At 72.3% G+C, this 24,272-nt stretch carries 16 protein-coding genes; 8 read left to right on the top strand and 8 right to left on the bottom strand.

What is annotated here, in order from left to right; translation table 11 throughout:
- Window positions 1-47 precede the first annotated feature (47 nt).
- The 3 genes from WMF27_RS40130 to WMF27_RS40120 all read right to left on the bottom strand — a co-directional run bounded on the left by WMF27_RS40130 (window position 48) and on the right by WMF27_RS40120 (window position 6,021).
- Entirely contained in the window at window positions 48-1,085 is a 1,038-nt protein-coding gene (locus WMF27_RS40130) for a M28 family peptidase (protein ID WP_437763638.1), read from the bottom strand.
- Between the two features lie 211 nt (window positions 1,086-1,296).
- Complete coding sequence (locus WMF27_RS40125; RefSeq protein ID WP_437763639.1) at window positions 1,297-2,373, bottom strand: SUMF1/EgtB/PvdO family nonheme iron enzyme; 1,077 nt, start codon at window positions 2,371-2,373, stop codon at window positions 1,297-1,299.
- A 1,830-nt stretch (window positions 2,374-4,203) separates the two neighbouring features.
- Window positions 4,204-6,021 (bottom strand): right-handed parallel beta-helix repeat-containing protein, encoded by a 1,818-nt coding sequence (locus WMF27_RS40120; RefSeq protein WP_437763640.1) that lies wholly within the window; start codon window positions 6,019-6,021, stop codon window positions 4,204-4,206.
- 243 nt (window positions 6,022-6,264) lie between these two features.
- On the opposite strand from WMF27_RS40120, the gene WMF27_RS40115 reads away from it, so the two are divergent.
- From WMF27_RS40115 to WMF27_RS40100, 4 genes are all read left to right on the top strand, one after another.
- The gene (locus tag WMF27_RS40115) at window positions 6,265-6,831 is read left to right on the top strand and encodes a hypothetical protein (protein WP_437763641.1); all 567 of its coding nucleotides are present in this window, start codon (window positions 6,265-6,267) and stop codon (window positions 6,829-6,831) included.
- 196 nt (window positions 6,832-7,027) lie between these two features.
- Window positions 7,028-8,131: a M50 family metallopeptidase gene (locus tag WMF27_RS40110; RefSeq protein ID WP_437763642.1), complete on the top strand. Its 1,104-nt coding sequence runs from the start codon at window positions 7,028-7,030 to the stop codon at window positions 8,129-8,131.
- A gap of 10 nt (window positions 8,132-8,141) precedes the next feature.
- Window positions 8,142-9,146, top strand: a complete 1,005-nt coding sequence (locus WMF27_RS40105; RefSeq protein WP_437763643.1) for a hypothetical protein — start codon at window positions 8,142-8,144, stop codon at window positions 9,144-9,146.
- A 108-nt stretch (window positions 9,147-9,254) separates the two neighbouring features.
- Window positions 9,255-9,974: a hypothetical protein gene (locus tag WMF27_RS40100; protein ID WP_437763644.1), complete on the top strand. Its 720-nt coding sequence runs from the start codon at window positions 9,255-9,257 to the stop codon at window positions 9,972-9,974.
- A gap of 83 nt (window positions 9,975-10,057) precedes the next feature.
- On the opposite strand, the gene WMF27_RS40095 is transcribed toward WMF27_RS40100, so the two are convergent.
- A complete protein-coding gene (locus WMF27_RS40095; RefSeq protein ID WP_437763645.1) occupies window positions 10,058-12,370 on the bottom strand; it encodes a hypothetical protein in 2,313 nt (770 codons plus the stop codon).
- 1,300 nt (window positions 12,371-13,670) lie between these two features.
- On the opposite strand from WMF27_RS40095, the gene WMF27_RS40090 reads away from it, so the two are divergent.
- Window positions 13,671-14,030, top strand: coding sequence for a hypothetical protein (locus WMF27_RS40090; protein WP_437712606.1), 360 nt, complete (start codon window positions 13,671-13,673; stop codon window positions 14,028-14,030).
- A 313-nt stretch (window positions 14,031-14,343) separates the two neighbouring features.
- Here the strand turns inward: WMF27_RS40090 and WMF27_RS40085 are convergent, their stop codons facing one another.
- Together WMF27_RS40085 and WMF27_RS40080 are read right to left on the bottom strand one after the other, a co-directional pair.
- Entirely contained in the window at window positions 14,344-14,571 is a 228-nt protein-coding gene (locus WMF27_RS40085; protein ID WP_162144043.1) for a hypothetical protein, read from the bottom strand.
- Window positions 14,572-14,751: 180 nt separating this feature from the next.
- Entirely contained in the window at window positions 14,752-18,084 is a 3,333-nt protein-coding gene (locus WMF27_RS40080; RefSeq protein ID WP_437763646.1) for a DNA translocase FtsK 4TM domain-containing protein, read from the bottom strand.
- Between the two features lie 361 nt (window positions 18,085-18,445).
- On the opposite strand from WMF27_RS40080, the gene WMF27_RS40075 reads away from it, so the two are divergent.
- From WMF27_RS40075 to WMF27_RS40065, 3 genes are all read left to right on the top strand, one after another.
- Window positions 18,446-20,059 carry a hypothetical protein gene (locus tag WMF27_RS40075; RefSeq protein WP_437763647.1) on the top strand — a complete coding sequence of 538 codons (1,614 nt, stop codon included), beginning with the start codon at window positions 18,446-18,448 and terminating at the stop codon, window positions 20,057-20,059.
- A gap of 118 nt (window positions 20,060-20,177) precedes the next feature.
- A complete protein-coding gene (locus tag WMF27_RS40070) occupies window positions 20,178-21,326 on the top strand; it encodes an FHA domain-containing protein (RefSeq protein ID WP_437763648.1) in 1,149 nt (382 codons plus the stop codon).
- Window positions 21,327-21,398: 72 nt separating this feature from the next.
- Window positions 21,399-22,757, top strand: a complete 1,359-nt coding sequence (locus WMF27_RS40065; RefSeq protein ID WP_437763649.1) for a L,D-transpeptidase — start codon at window positions 21,399-21,401, stop codon at window positions 22,755-22,757.
- 93 nt (window positions 22,758-22,850) lie between these two features.
- On the opposite strand, the gene WMF27_RS40060 is transcribed toward WMF27_RS40065, so the two are convergent.
- Both WMF27_RS40060 and atpB read right to left on the bottom strand, forming a co-directional pair.
- Window positions 22,851-23,189, bottom strand: coding sequence for an ATP synthase F0 subunit C (locus WMF27_RS40060; protein WP_012240589.1), 339 nt, complete (start codon window positions 23,187-23,189; stop codon window positions 22,851-22,853).
- Between the two features lie 289 nt (window positions 23,190-23,478).
- Window positions 23,479-24,246, bottom strand: coding sequence for a F0F1 ATP synthase subunit A (gene atpB / locus WMF27_RS40055; RefSeq protein WP_272102099.1), 768 nt, complete (start codon window positions 24,244-24,246; stop codon window positions 23,479-23,481).
- Between the last annotated feature and the right edge of the window lie 26 nt (window positions 24,247-24,272).

The raw sequence follows: 24,272 nt of genomic DNA, 5'->3' as shown, positions 1-24,272 counted from the left end.
CGTGCCCCGTCCGGGGAGGAGCGAACGGCATGGCGACGGCAGCGCGCTCACTCGTTCGCGAGCGCGAGGACGGCCTGGGCCACGCCGGTGACGACCTTTGCCGCGCGCGGGTAGTCGAGCGTTTCCGGCGTGTCCTTGTCGGTGTGGTAACGCCGGTTGCGCAGAAACGCCGTGTCCGTGATCATGACCGCTGGATAACCCGCTTCCCAGTAGCTCCGGTGGTCGGACCAGTCCACGCCCTGAACGAGCGCCGGAGCGCTCAGGGAATAGGCGGGCAGATCGGTCGCGCCGCGCATCGCGCCCTTGACGGTGCGAACGAGCGAGAACCCCTCCAGGTTGCCGACCACGGCCACGAAATTCCCCGTCGTGGGATAGAGCATGGCGAGCGGCGCCAGCGGGAACGCCTGACTGTCCTCCTCGTCGGTGAAATACCCGATCATCTCCAGGCTGATCATCGCCCGGACCTTCACGCCTGCTGCTTGCATTGCATTGGCATGATGGGCGCTTCCCATGTGCTCAGACCGGAAATAGGGCGGCTCCTCCAGCGTGAACGCCACGAGCTCGACCTCGCCCCGGAGGGGCGTCCGGCCGAGCATCCGCCCGAGCTCGAGCAGCCCTGCCACGCCGCTCGCGTTGTCGTCGGCGCCGGGCAAGTCGTTCGCCGCGTCGTAGTGGGCGCCGACCACGACGCGCGCCGGCGAGTCCGGGCCGAACCGGGCGAGCACGTTGCGGTACGTCCGCCCCTCGACATCGTAGAGCTGCTCGGTCACGCGTCCTCCGGCGGCGCTGAGCTCGTCGCGGAGGTACGCCGCCGCGCGGTCCAGCTGCTCGATTTGCCGGTAGCCCCGCGGGCGGAACTCCTCCACGAGCCTCCGGACGTCGCGCTCCATGCGAGCGGGGTCCGCGAAGAGCGCCGGAGCGGGCGGCGGGAGCGTCGCCACGAGGGGCTGGCTGATGCAGACTGCGACGGCCGCGAGGCCGGAGAGGAGCAGCGCCGCGGCAGCCGCGGCCCACCGGCCGTAGCGGGGGCGAAGCCTCGTGCTCGCGCGAGCGTCTTCCGTGGTCGTCGCTGCGCCCGTGCTCATCGCGGGGGGAGGACATCTGGGGGAGGCGCCCTGTTCCTGGCGCGGGCAGGAATCGACGGGCGATCCTCCGAGACGGCCGACCGCGACGAGCACGCCGCAGCCGTCCCCGGGGCGCAGCGTCGCTGGGGGCGCCGCCGCGGGCGAGCTCGCCGGGGCCAGCGGGCGCCGGGCGATCTCGGCGCCGGCCCGCGCGTCGCGGCCGGCCGCGACGTCAGCCGCCGTCTCGCTGGCTCGCGTCGATCGCCGCCGGCGCGGCCGGCAGCTCGACGCTGTCGCAGCAGCGGAATCCCGTGGAGTAGTCGTGATAGGCCGGCTCGTGGGCGATGGTGGTGAAGTAGCAGCCGGGGCCGAGCTCGCTTGTCGTGCTGAAGAAGCCGCCCATGAACACGCCGTTTCCCTCGTGCCACGGCTGATCGCGGCGCTCGACGCCTTCGGTGCTCATCCGCATCACGAGCTCGCGATCGACCATGTCGCCGACCCACTCGTGCAGGTTCCCGACCATGTCGTGGACGCCGAGCTCGCTGGCGCAGCCGGCGTGTTCGCCGCTCCTCGCCAGGAAGCCGGGTTTCTGGTCGAGGTCGGGGCTGTTGAAGTGTCGTTCGTAGCTCCACCCGCCCGGCGGGTGCTCGCCGAAGACCTCCCGCAGGAGGTGGGGTTTGCCGGTGTTGCACCGCCCGCGCTCGCCGCGTGGGCCGTAGGGGTAGCGGTGGGCGCCGTTGCCGCGGCAGGCGCGCTGCCATTCCCGCCGCGTGCAGAGGCGCTTGCCCGCGGCGACGCAGGCGGCCTTGGCCTCGACGCGGCTGATGTACGCCTGCGGAAAGGCGCCGGCCGTGCTTCGGGCGAGGTAGCGGACGCCCGGCTCGGGGCGCTTGAAGTGCGGGTGGACGGCGAGCTCCCCGCCGGCATCGACGACCAGGTGCGCCTCGTAGCGATCGATGCAGAAGCCGCCGACGAGGGCCATGTCGGCGGGGCAGGGGCCGGGCGGCGGGGCGTGGGGGGCGGGCGGCGGGACGCCGGTCGAGCTGAGCGGGGGCGTCTCTGCGGGGGCGGCGCTCGGGCTGACGGTGATCTGCGCGGGATCGGGGGCTGCGCTGCCCGGGATGGTTGCGCCGGCGTACGCGCTGCCGGCGGACGCTGGCGCCGTGAGCGCGGAAGCCGCGGCGGGAGCCGTCCCCTCGGCGGCATCCGTCATGGGGGGGGCGCCGGGGGCGTCCGCCTTCTTCGCCGAGCTGGCGCCGCCGTCGTTCGGAACGGAGCACGCGGTGAGCCCTACCAGCGCGGCGAGCAAGGCGGAGCCTGCGGGACGTGACGGGCGGTGTCGGGGCGGCGAGGATCTCTTCGACAGGCGAGCCCGGAGGCGATCGCGGGGCGGCGCAGACGGCACGAGGCGGAGTGTACACGCGTCCCGCGCGGCGGCGTGAGATTGCGGTGCGCCCTTCCATCTTGCCCGCCCGCGTGGTCGCGTCGCTCTCGTGGGCTCGCGTCGTCGTAACTGAGATCACGCTGAGGGGAGGAGCGAAGCGTCGAAGTCAAGGCGCCTGTCGTGCTCGATCGGCGGAGCGGTGATGTCGTCTCGACGCAACGGCTCGCGAGAGGCGCTGAGGCTTTTCGCACTACGATGGCGCGCATGAGAATGCGCACATCGCTCCGCTGGCTCGCCGGTGTCGGCATCCTGGTCGTATCCGGCCGTGGGCTGGTGCTCGGCCTCGACGACCTCGAGGACGCCGCACCGGCGGACGCCACGACGGCGACGGGACAGGCGGAGGCTCCACGCGCGTGCCCGAGCACGCGATCGCGTGCTACTCCGGCCCCCCTGGGACGAAGGGCGTCGGGATCTGCGAGGCCGGGACGCGGGCGTGCAAGCAAGACGGCTCCGGGTACGAGGCGTGCCAGAAGGAGATCTGGTGGTCGCAGGCTCCTTCTGCGGCTCGATCGACCGCGAAGACCGGTGGTGGGACCTTCTCGGTCGCTCGATCAGAACCCGCGAGCGCTAACACCACTGCGGGAAGTTGCCCCGGATCGGCAGAAAAACCGCCATGGAGCCAAGGTCGCCAAGGGAGAAGAAGAAGTGCCGTCCCGGCATTTCCCCCCTCCCATTCCCCTGGTTTCTTGGCGTCATGGCGGTTTGCATCCCCCTCAGACTTCCAGCAGTAGTGCTAAATCGCCTACTGATTGCACGGATCCACCACGGAATCGCAGCTCTCGTTGCAATCTGTGCAGGTGCATGCGTAAACGGCGTCAATCATCTCTTCCGTCGGTGTGCCAACGTGGTCTGTGTTGCAGCCGCTGAAGCACTGGGGCTGCGGATCGTTTCTCATGCACCCCAGCGCACACAGTTGCCAGAGCTGACATGAAATGTCGTCGCCGCAGGCATCCAGGCAGCCGTTTTGGTTCGCGCAACTCAGGCACGCCACGGCGCTGCCCCCTTCGCTACCCTGGCACTCGTTCAGGCAGTCGGTGAGCTCCTGATCCGCGGGGCCCGCTTCGAGCGACTCGAGCTGCTCGCACGTCGCGCCGACCACGCACCGAGCGCTGCACTCCGCTGCTGGATCTGCGCAGTCGAACGGAAGGGCGTCACACACGGGCAAGCCGCATTCGTCTGCCTTGTCGCAGGCCTGATCGCACACGGTGGCGCCGCCGTCGCTGCCGCCTCCTCCGTCCCCGCCAGCTCCGCTCGACGTCGCGGCCGTCGTCGAGCTGGTGCTCGCCCCTGTCGTGCTGCTCGTCGTTCCCGCGCTGCCGCTCGCTCCGCTTCCCCCGTCCCCGCCAGGGTTCTCCGTCGTCTCGCCCGAGCACGCCGCGAACGCGGCGCCCGCCGCGAGACAGATTACGAACACCAAAGAAGAAGTTCTGCTGCGCATCGCCGTTCTCCTTGGGCACGCCGCGGGTGTTCCACGGTATTGCCCCAACGGCGCGGGATCGTTCGCCTGCTTCATTCCCCCGGCAAGGTTTTTCGCCGAGGAACCCATGCCCGGGCGCGCGCATCCCCGCGACCAGCTTCCGGTGACGCCGTCGCCACCCGAAGGCGGCCCCGTCGTCGCCCTCCTCGCCCCGGCTGCGCCCGGCGCGCCCCCGGCACGCCACGCCGTGCTCGACGATCCCTCGCCGCCGCCTTCCCTCACGGCCCCGGCGACAGGGCCCCGAGCTCCGCGCCTTTGCGCTCCACGCCGAGCAGATCCCGCGCGGGCACCTCGCGCGCATCGCCCTGCCCGAGCAGCATCTTCGACGAGCGCTTCGGCCTGAAATCCGGCCGGCTCGGGTTCAGCTTCCACCAGCCCCCCTCGAGGATCACCCACGGCTCCTCGCTCGCGCGCACCACCTCCGCGGCGAGCCGCGCGCGCGTGATGCCCGTGATCGCCCGCGTCTCCGGCAGCGCCGCCGCCAGGCGCTTCAGGCCGTCCGGCATCCCGCCGTAGCTCACCTGGGTCACCACGTTGTTGTCCGCGTCGAACCGGTAGATGCCCGTGCTCAGCACCTCGATCGACGACGCGGCGTCGTTGACGAAGATGTTGTTCCGCAGCCGGCAGCCCCAGCTCCCGTTGCCGCACTGGAGCGCGGCCCGGCCGCTCGCGTTCATGATCACGGTGTTGTTGCGGATGAGGTTGTTGCGGCAGCCCCACAGCGGGAGCGCCTCCGGGCCGCTCACCTGCTCCGGAGCGCGCGGACCGGGCTCCACGTAGGCCCGGTCGAACGGGTTCGCGTTGTCCCACTGCGCGATCCCGTGGGCGAGGTTGCCGTAAACGAGGTTGTTCTGGATCAGCGAATCCGACAGCCCGGCGAGGTTGATCGCCCCACCGCCGATGCGACCGTTGCCGTTCATCACGTTCTGCTCGATGATGAAGTTGACGCCGCGGCCGTCCGGAAACCCATACTCGCCGAACCTGTCTGTCGCGAGCTTCATCAACCCCGCGGCCCAGGCGCGGGTCGGCTCCATCGGCGGATAGCTCCGGAACGAGGGGTGCCTCATCACCTCCTCGAGCGACGCCTCCGGATCGAGGTTCGCCTGGAACCCGCCCGCGTTGTTGCCGAAGAACACGTTGCGACGAACCACGTAGTTGTCCGAGCCGTCGGACGCATAAGCGCCGTGCTCGCGCCCGGAGAGGGCGAACAGGTTGTCCTGCAGGAGGACCGTGTGGCTGTCGGTGGAGTGGAACCCCCACGTGTGATGGTGATGAGAGAAATTGCCGACGATGGCGATGTGGTGCGCGAGCCTGCCGGTCTCGCCGAACGCGCCGTCCACCATGATGCCCGCGCGCGGCGTGCCCGCGCGCGGCGCGCCCGGCTCGCTGCTCCCGGCGATGTTGAAGCCCTCGATCACGACGTGGTGCGCCGCCTTCAGGTAAATCATCCAGTCCGGGTCAGCGGCGCACCCCCGGTTGATCACGACCTCGCCCGGGCTCCCCATCGCCTTGAAATGGATGTACCGCTCCTGGCCGGCGCTCGGCTTGTCGCCAATCGAGAACCCCACGTACGTCCCGGGCAACACGGCGATGAGATCGCCGCCGCGCGCCGCGTCCGCCGCGTCCTGGAGCGTCGCGAACGCGCGCGTGACAGGGAGCTCCCGTGGCTCGCCCGCAGCGCCGCGCGCGTTCAGATCGAGCGCGGCCACGCGGATCGTGGCGGGGGCCGGCGCGCCGACGACGAGGACGCGCTCGTGCCGCGCCTGCACTTTCATCGTCTGGCGCACCCACTCGTCGGAGTCCCGCGTGGTCACGAACGGCTCGACGGCCGCGGGCGCGGGCGGCTCTGGCGCCTCGGGGGCCTTCGCCGGCGCGGGCGGCTTCTTCGCCTGCGCCGGCGGGGGCGCCGTGTCCTCGGGCGGCGGCCCCGCGACCTGGATCGTGCCGCTGCACGCCAGCGCGGCGACCGCGACGAGCCCGCCGCCGATGCGCGCGCAGCCACGGGCCAGCTGGATGACGCTTGTCGATCCTCTCATCTGGACGCTCCGGGGAAGGCCGCCCCTCCGAGGTGCGCCGCGCGTGCGGCGCTTGGCTCTCGTTACCCCGGCTTACCCCAAAGCGCGCGCCTCGGCCAGGGCCCGCGCGCGCCGCGGCCCGCGCCGCGCGCCGCGCGCTGCGCGCCGAGCGAGGTGCGACATCGCCTTCCAGCGGCGGCGGTCATGCGGCCGACACGTGCCCGTTTGCTTCCGTCGCTGCCCTTCCTTTGGTACGAAGAGCTCATGAAAGCGCTGCCCTCGCTCGTGAGCGTCGCTCTTGCCGGCGCCACCCTCCTCACGCTCGCGCCCGAAGCGCAGGCGAACATCAAAAATCCGAACGATCACCCCCGCTACTTCGCCGAGCTCGAGCCGCACGGGGACTTCGTCTTCATGCACCGCGACTACGGCCTGCGGCGGTACGGGCCCGATCGCTACAACGGCTTCGGCGACCCCGAGTTCGGCGTCGGCTTCAGGGCGAGCATCGAGCTCGCCGACCCGGCGTTCATCCCGAAGCTCAACAACACTGTCGCCATCTCGTTCGGGCTGGATCTCACCAACTGCAGGTACTGCCGCCGTGACTTCACCATCTGGAGTCCGGTCACCATGCAGTGGAACTTCTTCTTCACCGATCAGTGGAGCGCGTTCGCCGATCTCGGCGCTGTCGTCCGCACCGACGGGTTCTACAACGACGTGTGGCTCGACTTCGTCACCATGGTCGGCGGCCGCTACCACTTCAACGACAACATGTCGCTCACGATGCGGATCGGGTATCCCTTCTTCAGCGTCGGCGTCTCGTTCTTCGTCGGCTGAGCCGCTCCCCGCTGGCTCTGGCCCTCTGGCGGGCTGAGCCGTCTCGGGCGCTGCCCTCCTGTCGCGCTCTCCCGGCGCGTCCGGGGCCGGCGGGAGCGCGCGGCCTCCGCCGCGGGCGGCCTCTCGCCGGGGCGGGCGTACGGCGCGGACATCGGGCACGTGCGGACAGGGCCCGCCCTGGTTAGACTAGCCGGAGATGGTCGGCTGGTATTTCGTAGGCATCCTCGGTCTCGCCCTGCTGATGGTGGTCCACGAGGGAGGGCACTTCCTCGCCGCGCGCGCTTACGGCATGCGCGTCTTGAAGTTCTCGATCGGCTTCGGCCCCACCTTCTTCAAGGTCGTCCCGAAGGACGGGTACTACTGGTTCACGACCGCCGCGGACAAGGTCCGCGTGCGGCTCTTTCGCCACGACCCGGTGAAGCACGGCCCCACCGTGTTCCAGGTCGCGATGATCCCCTTCCTGGCGTACGTGCAGATCGCGGGGATGAACCCCCTCGAGGAGGTCGATCCCGAGGACAAGGGCAGCTACGCGAACGCGAGCCTGATGGGCCGGATCGCCGCGATCTTCGCCGGTCCGCTCGCCAATTACCTGTTCGCCTCGGTCCTCTTCTTCGCGAGCCTGATGGTGGGCGGCAAGCCCCACCGCCTGACCGACATCGGCGTGGTCGCCGGGATGCCGGCGGCGGCCAGCCTGAAGGACGGCGACCGCATCGTCGAGATCGACGGGACCCCGGTCCACGACTGGGAGAAGATGGCGGAGATCATCTCCAAGAGCCCCGGCCGCCCGCTCGACCTCGTGGTGGAGCGCGCGGGCGAGCGCGTCGAGGCCAAGGTCACGCCCGCGAACGAGAGCGGCTCGGGCAAGATCGGCGTGATCCCCGTCGGGCCGATCCAGCGGGTGCCGGTGACCGCGGGCGAGGCCGCGCTGCTCGCGCTGAAGATGCCGCCGAAGGTCGTGCAGGACCTGGTCGTCGGGCTCGGCCAGGTCCTCACGGGCAAGATCGAGGGCGAGCTCGGGGGCCCGGCGCGGATGATCGGGGAGACCGCGCACGCGGCCAAGCGCGGCTTGCCGCACGGGCTCGAGTTCCTCGGCGTGCTCTCGGCCTACCTCGGCGCGTTCAACCTGATCCCGTTCCCCGCTCTGGACGGCGGCCGCCTGATGTTCCTGTTTTACGAGGCGGCCACGCGGCGCCGGCCGAACGCGCGCGTCGAGGCGCACATCCACCTGGTCGGCGTGTTCATGCTGCTCGGGCTGATGCTCTACGTCACCGCGAACGACTTCGGCCTCGGGTCGAAGTAGCTTTCCCTGCGTGGCGACGAGGCCGCCCGCGCGGGTTCCGGCGCCCGACGAGCGCCTCGCCCGCGCGGTGATGCGGCTCCTGCTGCGCTGCCTGCCCCTGCTCCTGCTCTGGCCGTGCGCGCGGCCGGCGTCCGCGCTGGCCGCGGCGCCGGGCGCGTGGTCCGACGAGGAAGACGAGGCCGTCTTCGACGTCCCCGCGCCACCGACGCTCCCCGGGCTCACGCTGCGGGATCCGACCTTCACCTTCGAGTACACGGCGGCCGTGATCGAGCCCGACGCGGCGAGCCGGGCGGGCGGCAAGCTCGCCTTCGCCTGGTACTCGCACGGCGAGATGGAGGTGCCGCTCGTCCCGCGCAAGTGGTTCGTCGGCGCGGTGCATGACAGCGCCGCGGCGAGCGTCCCGGGGGTCGAGCGGTCGATCCTGCTCGGCAGCCCCGAGCTGTACGGGCGCGGCGTCTGGTCGAGCGTGCGCGGGCTCGCCTCCGGCGGGGGCTTCGGCGTCGTGCTCCCGGTCCCGCGCGACGTCTCGCGCGACCAGGCCGAGGTGCTCCGGACGGCGCGCGTGGTGCGGCCGTGGGACGAGACGCGCTTCCGGGAGCTCACGCTCACGTTCCGCCCCTGGTTCGACATGCGGCACATCACCGGGCCGTTCATCTTCCAGCTCAGGCAGGGCCTCGACTGGTCGCTGCTCGTGCGCGGCCCGCGGTCCGGGGAGCGCCGCACCGACATCACGGCGCACACGGCGTTCTACTTCGGCTACCGGATCGCGAGGCCGGTCGGGGTGGGTCTGGAGCTGTGGGAGGTCTACCAGCTGACCCAGGACGTGCTGGACGACCGGCGCGCGACGTTCGCGGTCTCGCCGAGCGTCCGCTTCATCCTGTCGAACGTGCAGCCGGCGCTGAGCGTGCTCTTGCCGGTCACGACCCCGCTGCGCGGCGACGTCGCCTCGTACTATGCCGCGCGGTTCAGCGTCGGGTTCACCTTCCCGACAGGCGCTCGACAGGCTCCCCCGTGAGCGCGGCGGGCGCGCTCGCCGGGCGCGCCTGTGGCCGAAGGCGCCGAAGGCGCGGGCTCGGCTTCGAGTGTGCGTGCATCCAGCGCGGGCGCTCGGTACCCTGGCCGCGTGGTCAACGCAGGATGGCTCCGGCGCGGTCTGGTTCTCGCGGCGCTACTCGGCCCGGCCGGCTGCTCGACCCAGCTCGTGAGCCTGAACGAGGGGCCCCGCGAGTACGTCGCGACGGACTACGAGAACGTGCTGCGCAGCTGGACGCGCACGGAGCACCTGTTCGCGCTCTCCGAGCTCGACAACTTCCTCACCGCCACCGCGACCTTCGAGTCGTGGGACTTCCGCTGGGCCTACGTGGTCCGCTACGCGCAGGACTACCGGCTCACGATCGAGCAGCGGCAGAAGCTGCTCGAGAAGACGCTCGAGGAGACGCGCCAGCGCCATCAGTTCTTCGTCGCGATCTTCGGGGGCGAGCGCAAGTACAACGACCTCTCGACGCCGAACAGCGCGTGGATCGTGCGGCTGATCGACGACACCGGGAACGAGACGGCGCCCGAGGAGATCGTCGCGATCGCCAAGCCGAACGCGCTCGAGCGGACCTACTTCCCGTACAACACGGTGTGGCGCCAGGCGTTCCGCATCCGCTTCCCGCGCGCGACCGCGGACGGGAAGCCGACGATCTCGCCGAGCGCGAGGTGGTTCGGGCTCCGCTTCGCCGGGGCGCAGGGCAACAGCGAGCTCGTCTGGCAGGTCAACGAGGAAGCGGAGCCCATCGACCCTGCCGAGCTGGAGCAGGAGGCCGCGCGGCCGCTGCGGCCGAGGCGCGGCCAGCTGTAGCTCCGCCCGCCGGGCATCCCGCCAGGGCTCGCTGACGCGCGGAGCCAGCCGGGCCCCGCGCGGCGCTGGCTCCGCGCGCCGCCTCAGCCGCGCTGAGCGTTCATCGAGACCGCCTGCGCCAGGATGGAGAGCAGCTCGGGCGTGCTCTCGAACAGCTCGCGCAGCGTGGGGTGGTCGGCGAGGAGCACGAGCGCGCCGCCCCCGGCGGCGCGAGCGATCGACGGCGCCGGCTGGCCTCCGAGCAGCTCCGAGGCGAACAGGAGCTCGCCGGGCCTCGCGGTGCCTGCGATCGCCTGCGATCGCTCCGCGACCAGCTCCAGCGCGCCGGCGCCGATGATCACGAGCCCGGGGATGGGGTTGCCGGCGTGGATGAAGTGCTCGCCGGGCGCCAGGCCGCGCAGCTGGAGCCGGCCGAGGACGCGGCGCAGCAGCGGTTCTTCGAGCTCGCCCAGCGGCCCCATCGTGGCGCCTGCGAGCGACTGGATGCGGTCTGCGACGGTGCGCAGCTCGTCGAGCACCCAGGGGCAGCTGCGGAGCGCGTGATCGATGGTCGCCTGGCCCCAGATCGCCACCTGCGCGCCGTCCGCGCCGGCGACGACGCGCAGGGGGATGCCTTCCTCGAGCGTCCCTCGAGACGGCACGAGCGTCCTCGTCGCGGCGCGCTCGGCGGGGATATCGACGATGTTCGCGCACACGGCGGCGTCCCCGCGCAGCACCAGCGCCGCCCCGTCGACGGCGAGCTCCTCGTCGGACGAGAGGTCTTCCACGCGCGCTGCGAGCGCGAGCTCGTCGTGCATCTCCTCGGGCAGGTCCGCGAACGCCTCGATCTGCTCCAGGTCGCGGCCGGTGAGGGCCGCGGCGTCAGCGGCTGGCGCGGCGCTGGCCGCGCCGGGCCGCGGCAGATCCGGCGCGATCTCCGGTGCGAGGTCGCGGGCCGCGAGCGCCTCCGCCTCCGGCGGCGCGCTGGGCGGCGCGTCGAGCGCCATCGCGGTGAGGTCGGCGCTCTCGCCTGCGGCCGACCGCCGCCGCTCGTCCGCGGGCACATCGAGGAGCGGCGCCTCGGCGAGATCGGGGAGGGCCTCGACCGAGGCCGGCGCGCGGGCGTCGGCGGCGGACGCAGGCCGCGGCGCGGCGTCGGGCGCCTGGGCCGGGGGCTCCTCGACGAGCGCGAGGTCCGCGTCGTCGAGCAGCTCTTCCACGGGCTCCGGCGCGGGCTCGCCCGGGGCTTCATCGAGCGAGCGCGGGCGCGGCGCCTGGACCTCGGCGCCGTGGGGCGCGGGCTCGTCGCGGGACGGGGTGGCCTTCGTCTGCAGGTCGTCGTCCTGCTCCGCTGCCTGCGGAGAAGGCGGAGGGGTGGCGAGCCGGCTTGACATCGGCGCTTCGAGGTCGCTGTCGGAGAGCTCGATGACGACCGTGCCCTCGATCGTCGACTCCGCGGGCGACGCGTCTGCGCTCGCAGGGGGCTCGATCTGTGCGCCGTCGCTCGCGGAATTTGCGGTGCCCTTCGCGGGGATGCTGTCGGCCGAGGCCCCGAGGTGCCCCGGGGGTTCGTTTCCGGTGGGCGTCGCCGGGCGGGGGCGCGCCGCCGCAGGCGCCGGGGGCGCGGGAGGTCGCGCGGAGATCGGCTTCCGCTTGAGCGTCAGATCGAGCGGCGCGGCCGAGGTGATGACCTCGTCTTCGTCTTCGTCGCCCGGCTGTGGCGTCGAGGGATGCCTGCGCGCCACGAGGTACGTGTCGCCGTTCGACGTGATGATCTCCTGGGGAGGCCGCGGCGGCGCGGCTGGCTCCGCGTCCTCGGACCACGGGTCGAGGATCGGCTCGCGCGGCCTGCGTTTGGAGCTGATCGCTCCCTGTGCGGGCGCGGCCGTGCCTGTGCGGGCCGGCGTGGGCGTCGGGGCCTCGGCCTCGACGACGATCTCGCCGATGTCGTCGCTGGGCGCGTGCTCGTCGGCGGGAGCTGGAGGGCTCGGGGCCTGGTGCGACGCCGAAGTCTGGAGCGAAGCCGCTGCGACCAGAGGCGCGGCGGATACCGGCAACGATGGCGCGGCGGGCTGCGCGGGCGGCGGGACGGACGCCGGCGATGGCGCGGCGAGCGGCGGCGCGGCAGGTGATGGAGGCGGCGCGGCGGCCCCCGAGGGTGCATCGGGAGGCGCAGCAGGCGGCGCGGCCGGGATCGACGAGGCCAGCGGCGGCGCCGCGGGGGGCGGAAGCGCGCCGGGCGGCGGTGTCGCGGAGGTCAGCGTGGGCGGCGGCGCCGTTGGGGGAGGCAGCGCCTGCGGGTGTGGCGGCGTGCTGATCGGCGGCTGCGGCGGCGCGAAAGACGGCGGCGACACCGGCGGGGGGAGCACCTGCGGGGGCGCAAGCACGCCGGCCGACGGCGCCGCGTGTGTCGGCACGGCGGGCGGAGGCGGAGGTTGCGGGCGCGGAGGTTGAAAAGACGGCGGATGCGGTGCTGGCGCAGGCTGCGGGCGCGGGGGCGCCAAAGGCGGCGGGTGCGACGCGGGTGGAGGCCCGAACGACGGCGGGTGCGGCGCTGGCGGAAGTCCGAGGGACGCCGGATGCGGCGCTGGCGGAGGTCTGAACGACGGCGGGCGCGACGCGGGCGGAAGTCCGAGGGACGCCGGATGCGGCGCTGGCGGAGGTCTGAACGACGGCGGGCGCGACGCGGGCGCGGCGCCTCTTGCCATCGGCGGCTGCGGCTCCGCGACGAGGCTCGGCAGCGGAGCAGGTAGAGGTACCGCCGGCAGCGCCGACGGGGGTCGCGGGGCCGCGGGCGGTGGCTCGCTCATGGAGCGTGTTCCGGCGGGGCGCGGGGGCTGCAGGGGGCTCGTCGCGGGGTCGGATCGGCCGCGCTCCGGCGATGGAGGTAGGGCAGACTGCAGCTCCTGCGGCGTGGGCACGGAGGCGGCGCGAGGGGGGATCGATGACGGCCGCCGCGATGCTCCCCGCGGTACGGCCGGCGGTGGTATCGGGGCGGGCGGTCGCGCGCTCGGCGTCTTCGCCGGCGCTGTCACCTGAAGCGGGTCCGTGGTGAGCTGCTGCCGGAACGACGGAACCCCCGGCGCGGGAGGCAGCGGCGGAATGGCGTTCGCCATGGGGGCGGGCAGCGGAGCCGCCGGCGGTGGCTGACTCCGGTACATCGCGCCGGTCTGGACGCTGGGCGCAGCCGCCGGCGGTGCGGAGGGCGCGGCCGACGGCGCCAGCGGTTGCGCGTGCGGTGGGTCGAGCCGCTGCGGGTACGCGGCGGGCGGCGGCTGCGAGCGCGACACGGGCGGCGCCGCCGGCGCGAAGGGCGGCGGCTGCGAGCGCGACACGGGCGGAGCCGCCGGCGCGAAGGGCGGCGGCTGCGAGCGCGACACGGGCGGAGCCGCCGGCGCGAAGGGCGGCGGCTGCGAGCGCGACACGCCAGGCGGCGCCGCCGGCGCAAAGGGCGGCGGAGGCGGCTGAACGGGCGGCGCAGCCTGCGGGAAGGCACCGCCGGGAGACTGCTGCGTCGGCCGCTGCGCCATCGGCGGCGCGGGGGGCGACGTGCTGCCTTGCGCAGGGCCGGGCGGCGCGGGGGAGAACGGCGCGATCGGTCGTGCTCCGGCGCCCTGCCCGCCCTCTGCACCCGGGCGGAGCGGCGGCGACGGCGGGGACGATCCCGTCAGTCGCTCTGCTTCGGCCGCCAGCTCCGGCTGCGAGAGCGGTTCGAACATGTCGATCTCGATCGAGGGCATCGAGGCGCGCAGCTCCTGGGCGAGCGACATGCGGCGGCGCCAGGTCTGCTCGTCCGACGGCGGCGCCTCGTCAGAGGACGGGGGCGGCGCGTCGCCTTCGCTGTCGATGGTCTCCAGGAGATCGGGATCGCTCGGCTGCCCGACCTCCGAGGCCATGACCTCCTCGAGCGCCGTCACGCACAGCCCGAGCTCCGAGGCGCGGAACGGCTGCCCGGCCGCCCCGGCGGCGTCGGCCGCGCGTCGCAGCCACACGATAGCGTCGCGCCGCTCGCCGCGCGCCCACAGCGCGCTTGCCGTGGAGATCCCCCACACGACATCTTCATCGTCATTCGGGTGAGGTTCGGGGAGGGCGACCACGCGGTTCGCCATGAGCAACACCACCTATCACAGGCCCCACTGCGGCCGTTTACCCCATGGTACCGAGCGAGCCGACGTCCCGGATCGGGCGTCGCGCGAGCCCCGCGGCGCGGAAAGCCGCGCCGCCCAGGAGCTTAGCCGCGCTCGCTACGGCACGTACAAATTACGGTACGGATGTCGCTTTTAGCGCTCGCCTCGCCATCGTCGCCCATCAGACGCACCGTCAGGTGCCCGTCAGCACCCGGTGCTGGCACACATGCGGGGGCGTCCGCGGCCTGTGCAATGGCGGCGGGTCAGGTGGAGCGCCGTCCACCGATGCGCCGCGGCCGGCAGCCCAGGACCGCCGCGCGACGGCACATCTCCTCGACACCATCCCGCGATGCGGCCTCTCCGGGCATGCGTCTCGCGAGCCAGCCGATGAGCGTCAGCCCCGCTGCGCGGGCGTCTGCGGGCATCGTCCCGTCGTTCAGGAGGCTCGCGATCTGGGCGATCAGACGCGTGCGCGTTTCCTCGGGCGCCATCCTGGGTGCTCCATGAAGCATTCGAACGGGAAAGTCAAAAGAACCGCCATGCCGGCGCGCAGCCCCGTCGGCGGGCACCTCGACGCTGTGTGCTCCTCGACATCCTGTCTGTCCCGCTTGCCTGGGTCGGCGGCGTGCCAACTCCCTCTGTGCAGTGGCGTCAAGATAAATCACATAGGGTCAAATCGGCGCGATCAGCACCTCGCGATCCTTCGCGCCGTTCGCGGGCCCGACGAGCCCGCGCTTCTCCATCGCCTCGACCAGCTTGGCCGCGCGGTTGTAGCCGACGCCGAGCTTGCGCTGCAGCCACGAGGTCGAGCAGCGCCGGGTGTCGGCCACGATGCGAACCGCGGCGTCGTACATCGGATCGGCCTCCGCGTCGGACGTGTCGGGCTCCTCGCCCTCCTCGTCTCGGGGCCGGAGGATCGCCTCGTCGTAGACGGGCTCGCCCTGGAGCCGCAGGAAGTCGGTGATCCGCTGGACCTCCTCCTCCGAGCAGAACGGGCACTGGACGCGGCGCGTATCGTTCGAGCCGTTCATCTTGATCAGCATGTCGCCGCGGCCGAGCAGGTGCTCCGCGCCCTGCTCGTCGAGGATCGTCCGGCTGTCCACCTTCTGCGCGACGCGGAAGGCGATGCGCGTCGGGAAGTTCGCCTTGATCATGCCGGTGATCACGTCGACGCTCGGCCGCTGCGTCGCGAGGATCACGTGCATGCCGGCGGCGCGCGCCTTCTGCGCGAGGCGGGCCACGCTCGCCTCCACGTCCTTGCCTTGCTGCATCATGAGGTCGGCGAACTCGTCGACCACGATCACGATGAACGGGATCTTCTCCGGCAGCGCCGCGTCCGATCCGTCCTTCGCCGCGTCGATCTCCACCTCGAGCCCGTCGGCGCCGACGGCGCTCACCTTGGCCGGGGGCTTCGGCGGGCGCGCCTCGCCGCGCTGCACGCGCTCGACCCAGGCGTTGTAGGTCGTGATGTTCTTCGTCCCCGCGTTCGCGAAGAGCTGGTACCGGCGCTCCATCTCGTCGACGGCCCACTTGAGCGCGTTCGCCGCCTGCTTCATGTCCGTCACGACCGGCAGGAGCAGGTGCGGGATGCGGTCGAAGGGCGCGAGCTCGACGACCTTGGGATCGATCATCAGCAGCCTGAGCTCCTCCGGCGTCTTGCGGAAGAGCAGGCTCACCAGCATCACGTTGAGGCCCACGCTCTTGCCCGCGCCGGTCGCGCCCGCGACGATGACGTGCGGCATCGACGCGAGGTCGGCGAAGTACGGCGTCCCGATGATGTCGCGGCCGAGCACGCACGGCAGCGGCGCCTTCATCTCGACGAAGCGGCGATCCTCGACGAGCTCGCGCAGGTTGACGGGCAGGCGGTGCTCGTTCGGGATCTCGAAGCCGATCCGGTTCTTGCCGGGGATGGGGGCGACGATGCGGACCTTGCGCGAGAGGCCGAGCGCGAGGTCGTCCGCGAGGCCTGCGACCTTCGACACCTTGGTGCCGGCGGCGGGAGAGACCTCGAACGTCGTGACGGTCGGCCCCGGGTGGATCTCCTCGACCTTCCCGCTGACGCCGTAGTCGGCGAGCGTCTTCTCGAGGAGCTGCGCGGTCGCCTTCAGCTGATCCGCGTCGAGCTGCAGGCGCCCGCCCGCGGCCGCCTCGAGCATGTCCGTCAGCGGCAGGCGGAAGCCCGCCCCGGCCGCCGGGACGACCTTCACCACGGCCGGCTTCTCGCTGACGAGCTCGCGGCTCGTATCGACGATCGTCGGGTCGCGCGGCGCGACCCCGCGAGCCCGCTCCGGGCCGATGGCGGGCGAGGGCTCGCGATGAACCATCGCGGCGTCCGGCGCGCGCGCGGGCAGCTCGCGATGAGCCATCGCGGCGTCCGGCGCGCGCGCGGGCAGCTCGCGATGAGCCGCCGCGGCGTGCGGCTCGCGCGCAGGCAGCTCGCGCGCAGGCAGCTCGCGCGCCGGTGGCTCGCGCCGCTGGCGCACGGGCAGGATGGGCGACGGCGTCGGCACGTCGACCTCGTCCGGTTCTCCGAGAGCGGTCACCATCTCGTCGTCGCCCGGGTCGAGCGCCGCGAGCGCCACCGGCTCGTCCTCGTCGAGGTCGCCCTGCTCCTCGTCGAAATGGCCCTGCTCCTCGTCGAGGTCGCCCTGCTCCTCGTCGATGTGCGCCTCGCCTCCGAGCGGCGGCTCTTCGCTGTCCTCCTGGGCGGCGGCGCCGCGCGGCGCCGCGGGAGACGCTGCGCGACGCCGCGTCGCTCGGCGCTGCGTTCCCTCGCGCGGCTCGGCGGCGCGCTGCGCCCGGCCGCGCGGCTCGGCGCCGTGCGACACCGCCTCGCGCGGCTCGTCGTCCCGCTGCGCTGCCTCGCTGGGCTCGGCGCCGTGGGTCACCACCTCGTGCGTCTCACCGCCGTGGATCACCAGCTCGTGCGGCTCGGCGCCGTGGGTCACCACCTCGTGCGCCTCACCTCCATGGATCTCCACCTCGCGCGGCTCGGCGTCGCGCGGCTCTGCGCCCCGCTGCGCCGCTTCGCGCGGCTCCTTGGCCTGCGCCTTCCGCCCGCGCCGCGGCTTCGCCGGGGCGGCCGGCTCCTCGGGGGACGCGTCGAACGGCGCGCTCTTCCAGAGATCGAGCGCCGGCGCCTCGACGGGCGCCGGCTCGACGGGCGTCGCCCTGGCGGCGGGATCGGAGGGCCGCTCGTCGGTGTCGTCGGCCAGCGCGGCGATGATCGCGTCCGGGCTCGAGTTACGCGCGATGATCGGCGGCGCGTTCTGCGTCTTGGCCTCGGTCTGCCGCTCCAGGTCGCGCGCCGCGGCCCACGCCCCGAAGAGCGCGCGCGCCCAGCCGGCGACGCGCGCGGCGATGGCGATCGCGAGCTGCTCGGCCCGGTGCGCGAGCTCGATGAACGAGAACGTCGCGCGGCCCATGAGGATGAGCGCGACGATGGTGAGCCCGATGATGTAGGACCCGATGTTCGAGAAGAGCGCGCGCAGCACCTCCCCGAACAGCTCGCCCACGGCCCCGCCGAGCGGCATCGCGCCGAACGCGACCGCGCTCGGGAACGCGACGTGCGCGAGCGCCGCGAGCACGATGACCACCACGATGTCGCCGCTCAGCCGGAACAGGCTGGCGATCGAGCGCTTCGCCCCCAGGAGCGGCATCGCGAGCAGCGCGAGCTCGAGCGGGACGAACCACGCGACGACGCCGATCGCCTCGATCGACGTCCCCGCGAGCGCAGCGCCCACGGGGCCCACCCAGTCGTCGCCGGACACCTCCGGCCGCAGCGGATCCCCGCGAAAGGACGCGAGCGCCAGCGCGCTGTACAGGGCGGAGACCAGCAGAACCAGCGCCGCCGCATCCCGGGCGTAGCTATGGCCTGGCGGCACAGCAGGACCCGCGATCCCTGCTGGGCTGGTCCGCGCGGCGCCGCGCGCCCCGGACCGCAGGGGCTCGCCAAGGCCGGCGGCGGGCTGGGCGCGGCGAGGAGCGAACAAGGGGACGTGCATACCTACCTGTACCTACTTTGCTCACATATGCGCACTGCGCTCGGGGGGCAAGAAGTATGGGAGGACTGCAAGAAGTGGAAGAGACCGGAAGAGGCGGGGCGGACAAGGAAGGGGCGAGGCGGCGTGAGCGCTGCGCTGCGCGCGCGGGCTTGGCTCGCCCGGGAAGGCGAAACGCAGCCGCTTTCGGGCAGCGTGGGCGAGGGGGAGGGCGCCGGGAGGGCGGGGATCGCCGGCCGCCTGCGCGCTGGAGTTCTGGCCAGATTTCGCGCAGACTTTGGAAAGGCTCCTCGCTATTCCGGCCTTGAAATTCTTTCAAACAGAGCGCTGCGGGCGGTACCATCCCGACCCTCCTGGGACGTGCATGGAAACTGTCGAACGAGCAGGGCGGCGCGTCGGCGCTGCGGGCCTTCTTTTGCTGTGCCTCGCGACCGCGGGCGCAGGGCTCGCGACGAGCGGGTGCCGCGTCAACGAGAACGACATCCACCGGTGGGAGAGCACGGCGCACGGCCCGGACAAGCTCAGGGCGGTGCTGTTTCACGATAAGTACGACAGCTCGCTCCGCGTCGAGGCGGCCACCTCGCTCATCCGCATGAAGCCGCGGCAGGGCCGGCGCGTGGGCATCGGCATCATGGTCGAGACCCTCGCGACCCTGGCGCCGGAGGCCCGGCAAACCATCGTGGCGGCGCTCGTTCCGTCGATCATCGCCGAGCTGAGGAAGCCGCCGCCCGTCGCGCAGCCAGGGCAGCCGCTGCCGCAGGACACGTCGTTCCCTTACAAGGACGCGGCGTACGCCATGCTCACGTCGGATCGGACCGTGATCATCGCGGACGAGGGGCTGAAGGAGGGGCTCAAGGCCGCCCTCATCGACTGGGCGATGGCGGACTTCGAGCACCGGCTCGAGGACCGCTCGCAGGCCTACGGGATGGAGCAGCTCCTGCGCTTCATCGGCCCCGCCGCGGTGGCCGGCCTGCCGAAGCTGATGACCCGCGAGGCGAAGCGGCTCGACCAGCTGGCGTCGCTCGTGGCCGAGTACGGCGACCCGCCGACGAAGGAGGCCGCCTCGGCGAACCTGGTCGCCATCGCCAGGTTCGTCACCTCCGGCGAGTGGACCGCCGTCAAGAAGCCCGAGCTCCAGGCGGCGAACGCCGCGTCGAAGCTCGCGCCGACCGAGAAGCAGTTCGAGGCGCAGCTCGCGCAGTACCAGGAGGAGGAGCTGTTCCGGGTCTTCGGGTCGATGAAGAAGCTCGGCGGCCGGCCGTCGGTGGACTTCCTCCTCGGGTTCGCGGCGGACAAGGAGCAGCCGGAGAAGCGCCGCCAGGCCGCCCTCGCCGCGCTCGAAGGCCGGCTCGATCGCAACAACCCGAGCGACATCCAGCGTATCCTCGAGATCGCGACCGCGGACGCGCCCGACGCGGTGCTCGACCAGGCCTTCCGCCGCGTCGGCGAGATGCCGCGCGAGCTCGTCGTCGAGAAGCTCTACGGCCTCTTCAAGACCGACAAGTGGAAGATCCGCCGCGCCGCCGCCGCGACCATCCTGAAGATGTCGACGGTGAAGCACATCGACGAGTTCATGAGCAGGCTCCCCGACGGCAAGGACAGCAAGGGGTTCGCCATGCCGGAGGCGCTCACGTACGGCGCGGCGCTCGGCGACCTGAAGGAGGGCTCGCCCGTCGAGGCGCTGAAGAAGCACTTCGCCGCGGGCCCGGCGGCGGCGCGGACGAGCGCGATCGCCTACTACTTCACGTTCGGCACGGCGGCCGATCTCCCGGCGGTCAAGCCGCTCGAGGGCGACACCACGCGCGTGCCGGTCTGCGAGGCCGACCCGGACTGCAAGTGGGCGTGCGAGGTGCAGAAAGAGGGATCGACCGAGCGTGAGCTCAGGGACGTGAAGACCGTCGGCGAGTTCGTTCAGTACTGCATCGAGCCGGCCATGCAGGACAGGAAGCCGGAGCTCGAGAAGGGCGAGAAGAAGTGACGCGCTTCTTCGTCCGCCGCGCGCGTCACGCGCGGCCCAGAGCCGTCAGTTGCTTGCAGGGAAGAGGCCGGGAGGAGGCTTCCCAGCGCAATTCATCCTCCATTATCGTTGGGTAGAGATGAGCGCGGATCCGAACAAGAAAAGCGCACGGACGTTCCAGTGTCGCGATGTCCTTTGGGAGACGTTCGAGCAGATGGCGCGCGAGCTCGAGTGCTCCATCGACTACCTCATCAACGAGTCGATGAAGCAGTACGCGCGGCAGCGAAGCTACAGCCCGCGCACGCCGTTCCCGCCGCCCGCCAGGGGCGACGCGGTGCCCCCCTCCGGGCACATGGCGGTCCCGCACGCTCATCAGGCCAGCGCGCCACCTCCCCTCGCGACGTCCCAGCCGCCCGGGCTGGCGATGTCCGGCTCGGCGCCGCCCCTGGGAGGCTTGCAGCAGCAGCCTGCAGCCGGGATGCCCTACGGCGCCTCGGCGCCTGCGTATGGCGCGCCGTCGCCGCAGTACGGCGTGGCGCCCGTCGGGCCAGGGCCGACGCCGGTCCCGGCGATCACGCCGCCTCCTCCGCCTCCGGGGCAGGTCCGCCCGGGCGCGCCGCCGCCGCCCCCGCCGCCCCCCGGCAGCAGCAGCGCGGGCGGCAAGCGGCCCAGCCTGCCTGTGCCGCCGCCCATTCCGGGTCGCGTCGGCGGCCCGCCGCCTCCACCGACCAGCGTGACGCGCCTCGGCGCGCCGCCGCCGCTCCCGTCGCAGGTCACGAACCCCGGCGGGCGCCAGAGCCTCCCCGGCGCCTCGGCGAGCCGCTCGGGGCCGCCGCCGCCGCCGCTGAGCAACGCCGGCGGTTATGCCTCGCCGATGGGGCCGCCGGTGGCGCCGCCCCTCGCGCCCCCGCTGTCGCCGCCGCCGTATGTCGCTCCGCCGCAGGCCTCCAGCAGCGTGCCGGGGCCGCCGCCGATGGCCATGGGGATGCCGAGTCAGGTCCCCATCGGCCCGACGCTCGCCGCGTTCTACGCGGGGCAGCGGTTCGTGGTGAACAAGGATCGGTTCATCATCGGGCGCGGCAAGCAGTCGAGCGACCTGACGATCAAGGACCCGAACGTGTCGCGCCAGCACGCCATGGTCGAGTTCCTGAACGGCCAGTACTACATGGTCGACATGGGCTCGACGAACGGCGTCGAGTACAACGGCCAGCGCATCGCCCGGAAGGCCATCGTCGAGGGCGATCTCTTCCGGATCTGCGATCACGAAGTGCGCTTCTCCTACCGCTGAACCCGCCGGCCGCGGGCGCGCAGGCGGGAGTTTGGCTGGAGCGCAGGCGAAGGCTTAGGATCTCGCCGCAGGATGACGAAGCGTGGATGCGCCGAGGCCGGCTCGCAGGAACGGCGGCGCGGCGCGCTGCGACGAGCGCGCCGCGGCGCGCTGCGCGGCGGCGCCGCGGCGCTCGCCCTCGGCGTGGCGATCTGGGGCGGAGCGGTCCTCGCTTCGCAGCTGCCGCCGTGGGTCGCCGCGGGCGACGCCCCGCTGCCGGCGTGGGTCAGGAGCGCGCGCGTGCTCAAGCGCGACCAGCCGCTGTTCGACGCCCCCGGCGAGGGCGCGCGCCGGCGCGGCTCTGTCGATCGCAACGTGCAGCTGCCCCTCTTTGCGGCCAGGCGCGCCGGCGGATGCCTCGGGCGCTGGCTCGAGGTGGGCGCCGCGGCCTGGGTCTGCGACGACGCCGTCGAGCTGTCCGCCGCGGGTCCGATCAGCCCGCTGGTGCGGACGTGGCGCGAGATGCCCGATGGGCTCCCTTACCGCTACTACTTCGTCGGCCCCGACGGGACCTTCGGCTACCGGCGGGCCGAGGCGGCCGACATCGACGCGCCGGACGCGCAGCTCGAGCCCGGCTTCGCGGTGGCGATCGTCGAGGAGCGGAGCGAGGGAGGCGCCCGGTACGGCCGCACGAACAGCGGCTTCTGGTTGCCGATGCGCGATCTCGTTCCGGTGCGCGCGTTCGCGTTCCACGGGGTGGACGTCGCGCCGGGCGCCGCGCAGATCGCGGCCGCGTGGGTCGTGTCGGAGCGGGCTCCGCTCTACACGCGGACGGGGGCGGGCTTCACGCGGACCGAGGAGAGCAAGGTGCGGTTCGAGGTCGTCCCCTACCTGGAGGAGGCGCAGGGCGCCTCGGGGAAGCTCGCGCGCGTCGCGGAGGGCGACGTCGCGGCGTGGATCTCGACCCGCGATCTCCGGCGCCCCTCGGTGGCGCCGCCGCCCGAGGTCGACGTCGAGGCGGGTGAGCGCTGGATCGACGTCGAGCGCTCGACGCAGACGCTCGTGGCCTACGAAGGGCCTCGTCCCGTGTTCGCGACGCTCGTCTCGACCGGCAAGGGCGCGCCCGGGTCGCAGCGCGCCACGCCCGCCGGCACCTTCCGGATCTGGGCCAAGCTGCTCACCTCGGACATGGACAACCTCGAGGACGAGGCCGCCGAGCGGTACTACCGGATGGAGGACGTCCCCTACGTCCAGTACTTCTCGAAGGGGATCGGGCTTCACGGCGCGTTCTGGCATCGCTCGTTCGGCCAGGTGCGGAGCCACGGCTGCGTGAACCTGGCCCCGCTCGATGCGCAGCGGCTGTTCTGGTGGACGTCGCCCCGGCTCCCCGCCGGCTGGACGGCCGTCCTCCCCACGGCGCACGAGCCGGGCACCGTCGTGCGCGTGAGGTAGCGGCAGGCGCGAGGCCCGTCAGGGTGGCGGGGAGGGGGGAGGGGGCGGGAGGGAGCAGCGGAGCCGGGCGCGGTAGGCGCGGCGAGCGCTGGCTCAGGGGGCGATCTTGCCCTGGAGGAAGAACGCGATAACCCAGGAGAGGAGCACGAGCGACTCGATGAGCGCCAGGCCGAGGATCATCGGGGTCTGGATCCGGGCAGCGGCGCCCGGGTTCCGGGAGATGCCCTCCAGGGCGGCGGCTGCCGCGCGCCCCTGGCCCATGGTGCCGCCGAGGGCAGCGATGCCGATCGCGAATCCGGCAGCGACGGCGAGCCACGAGTTCGCGTCGTACTTGTTCGACGCCGCGCCATCCTGCGCCAGCGCCATAGCGGGAACCAGTACCAGCGCAGTGCCGACAACGGCGGACAGCGACAGCTTGCTCTTCAGCGACATCCGAATCTGCTCCTTTCAAGCCACACAGCCCGCGGGGCTGCATGCGAAACATCTGCTTGGGTCGGGGGCCGCGGGGCGGTCCCCCATCGAGATCCGGGGATCGCTCCAGGGACCTCTGCTACTGCTCGGCAGGGGCCGCGCTTCCGCGATCCACCACCGCTGTGGGGCAACCCATCGACAGCGGGGCCCCTCTAATCCGATTTTCGAGGGCTGGCTAGCCTTCTCTTCACCTCCAGCGCCATTCTCCGCGGCGCCGGTGGGCGGCTGACCAGGCGGTCAGGCGAAGCGGTCAGTGGTGGTCTGCCTTCTCGGTCGCGAGCCCGATGTAGATGCAGCTCAGCAGGCAAAACACCAGCGTCTGCACGACGATGACGATGATCGCCAGGAACATCAGGGGCACCGGGACGAACAGCGCGACGAGCCCCAGGAAGATGCTCGCCACGAGGTGATCGACGCCGATGTTGAGCATGAGCCGGATCGAGAGCGTGACCGGGCGGACGCAGGTGGAGATGACCTCGATGGGGAAGATGAGCGGCGCCAGGTACCACTTCGGCCCGGCGAGGTGAGCGAGGTAGCTCCAGCCGTTCTCCTTCAGCCCGTAGTAATTGAACAGGACGAACACCACGACCGCGCACCCGATCGTGATGTTCAGGTTCGAGGTCGGCGGGTTCACCCCCGGGATGAGCGCCGACGCGTTCGAGAAGAAGATGAACGCGGCCGAGCCCCCGATGAGCGGGAAGTACCGCTTCGCGTTCGCGGGCCCCATCACGTCCCGGGCCATGCCGTAGAAGTAGCCGAAGAACGCCTCGAAGAACGTGCGCAGCGTGAGCTTGTCCTCCGGGATCACGGACTCGTTCAGGCGCCGGTACTGGCCGCGGACCTCGCTGGCGAGGAGCACGAACAGCACCATGATCAGAAGGCTCATGAAGATCGGCTCGGTCCCGCGGTAGTCCACGGTGTGGTGACCGATGAACGTCTTGCCGATGTTGCGAGCGTTCTCCCGGAGTCCGGGGAGCTGCGCCAGGAGGTACGTGAGGAACCCTGTGTGCTCAGGCATGGCTTTCGTCGTCGATGCGCCGCGCC

The organism is Sorangium sp. So ce281 (genome assembly GCF_051527395.1).
Lineage (GTDB): Bacteria > Myxococcota_A > Polyangia > Polyangiales > Polyangiaceae > Sorangium > Sorangium cellulosum_B.
The sequence above is the reverse complement of the archived record's forward strand: the minus strand, read 5'-3'. Positions and strand labels throughout refer to the sequence as shown.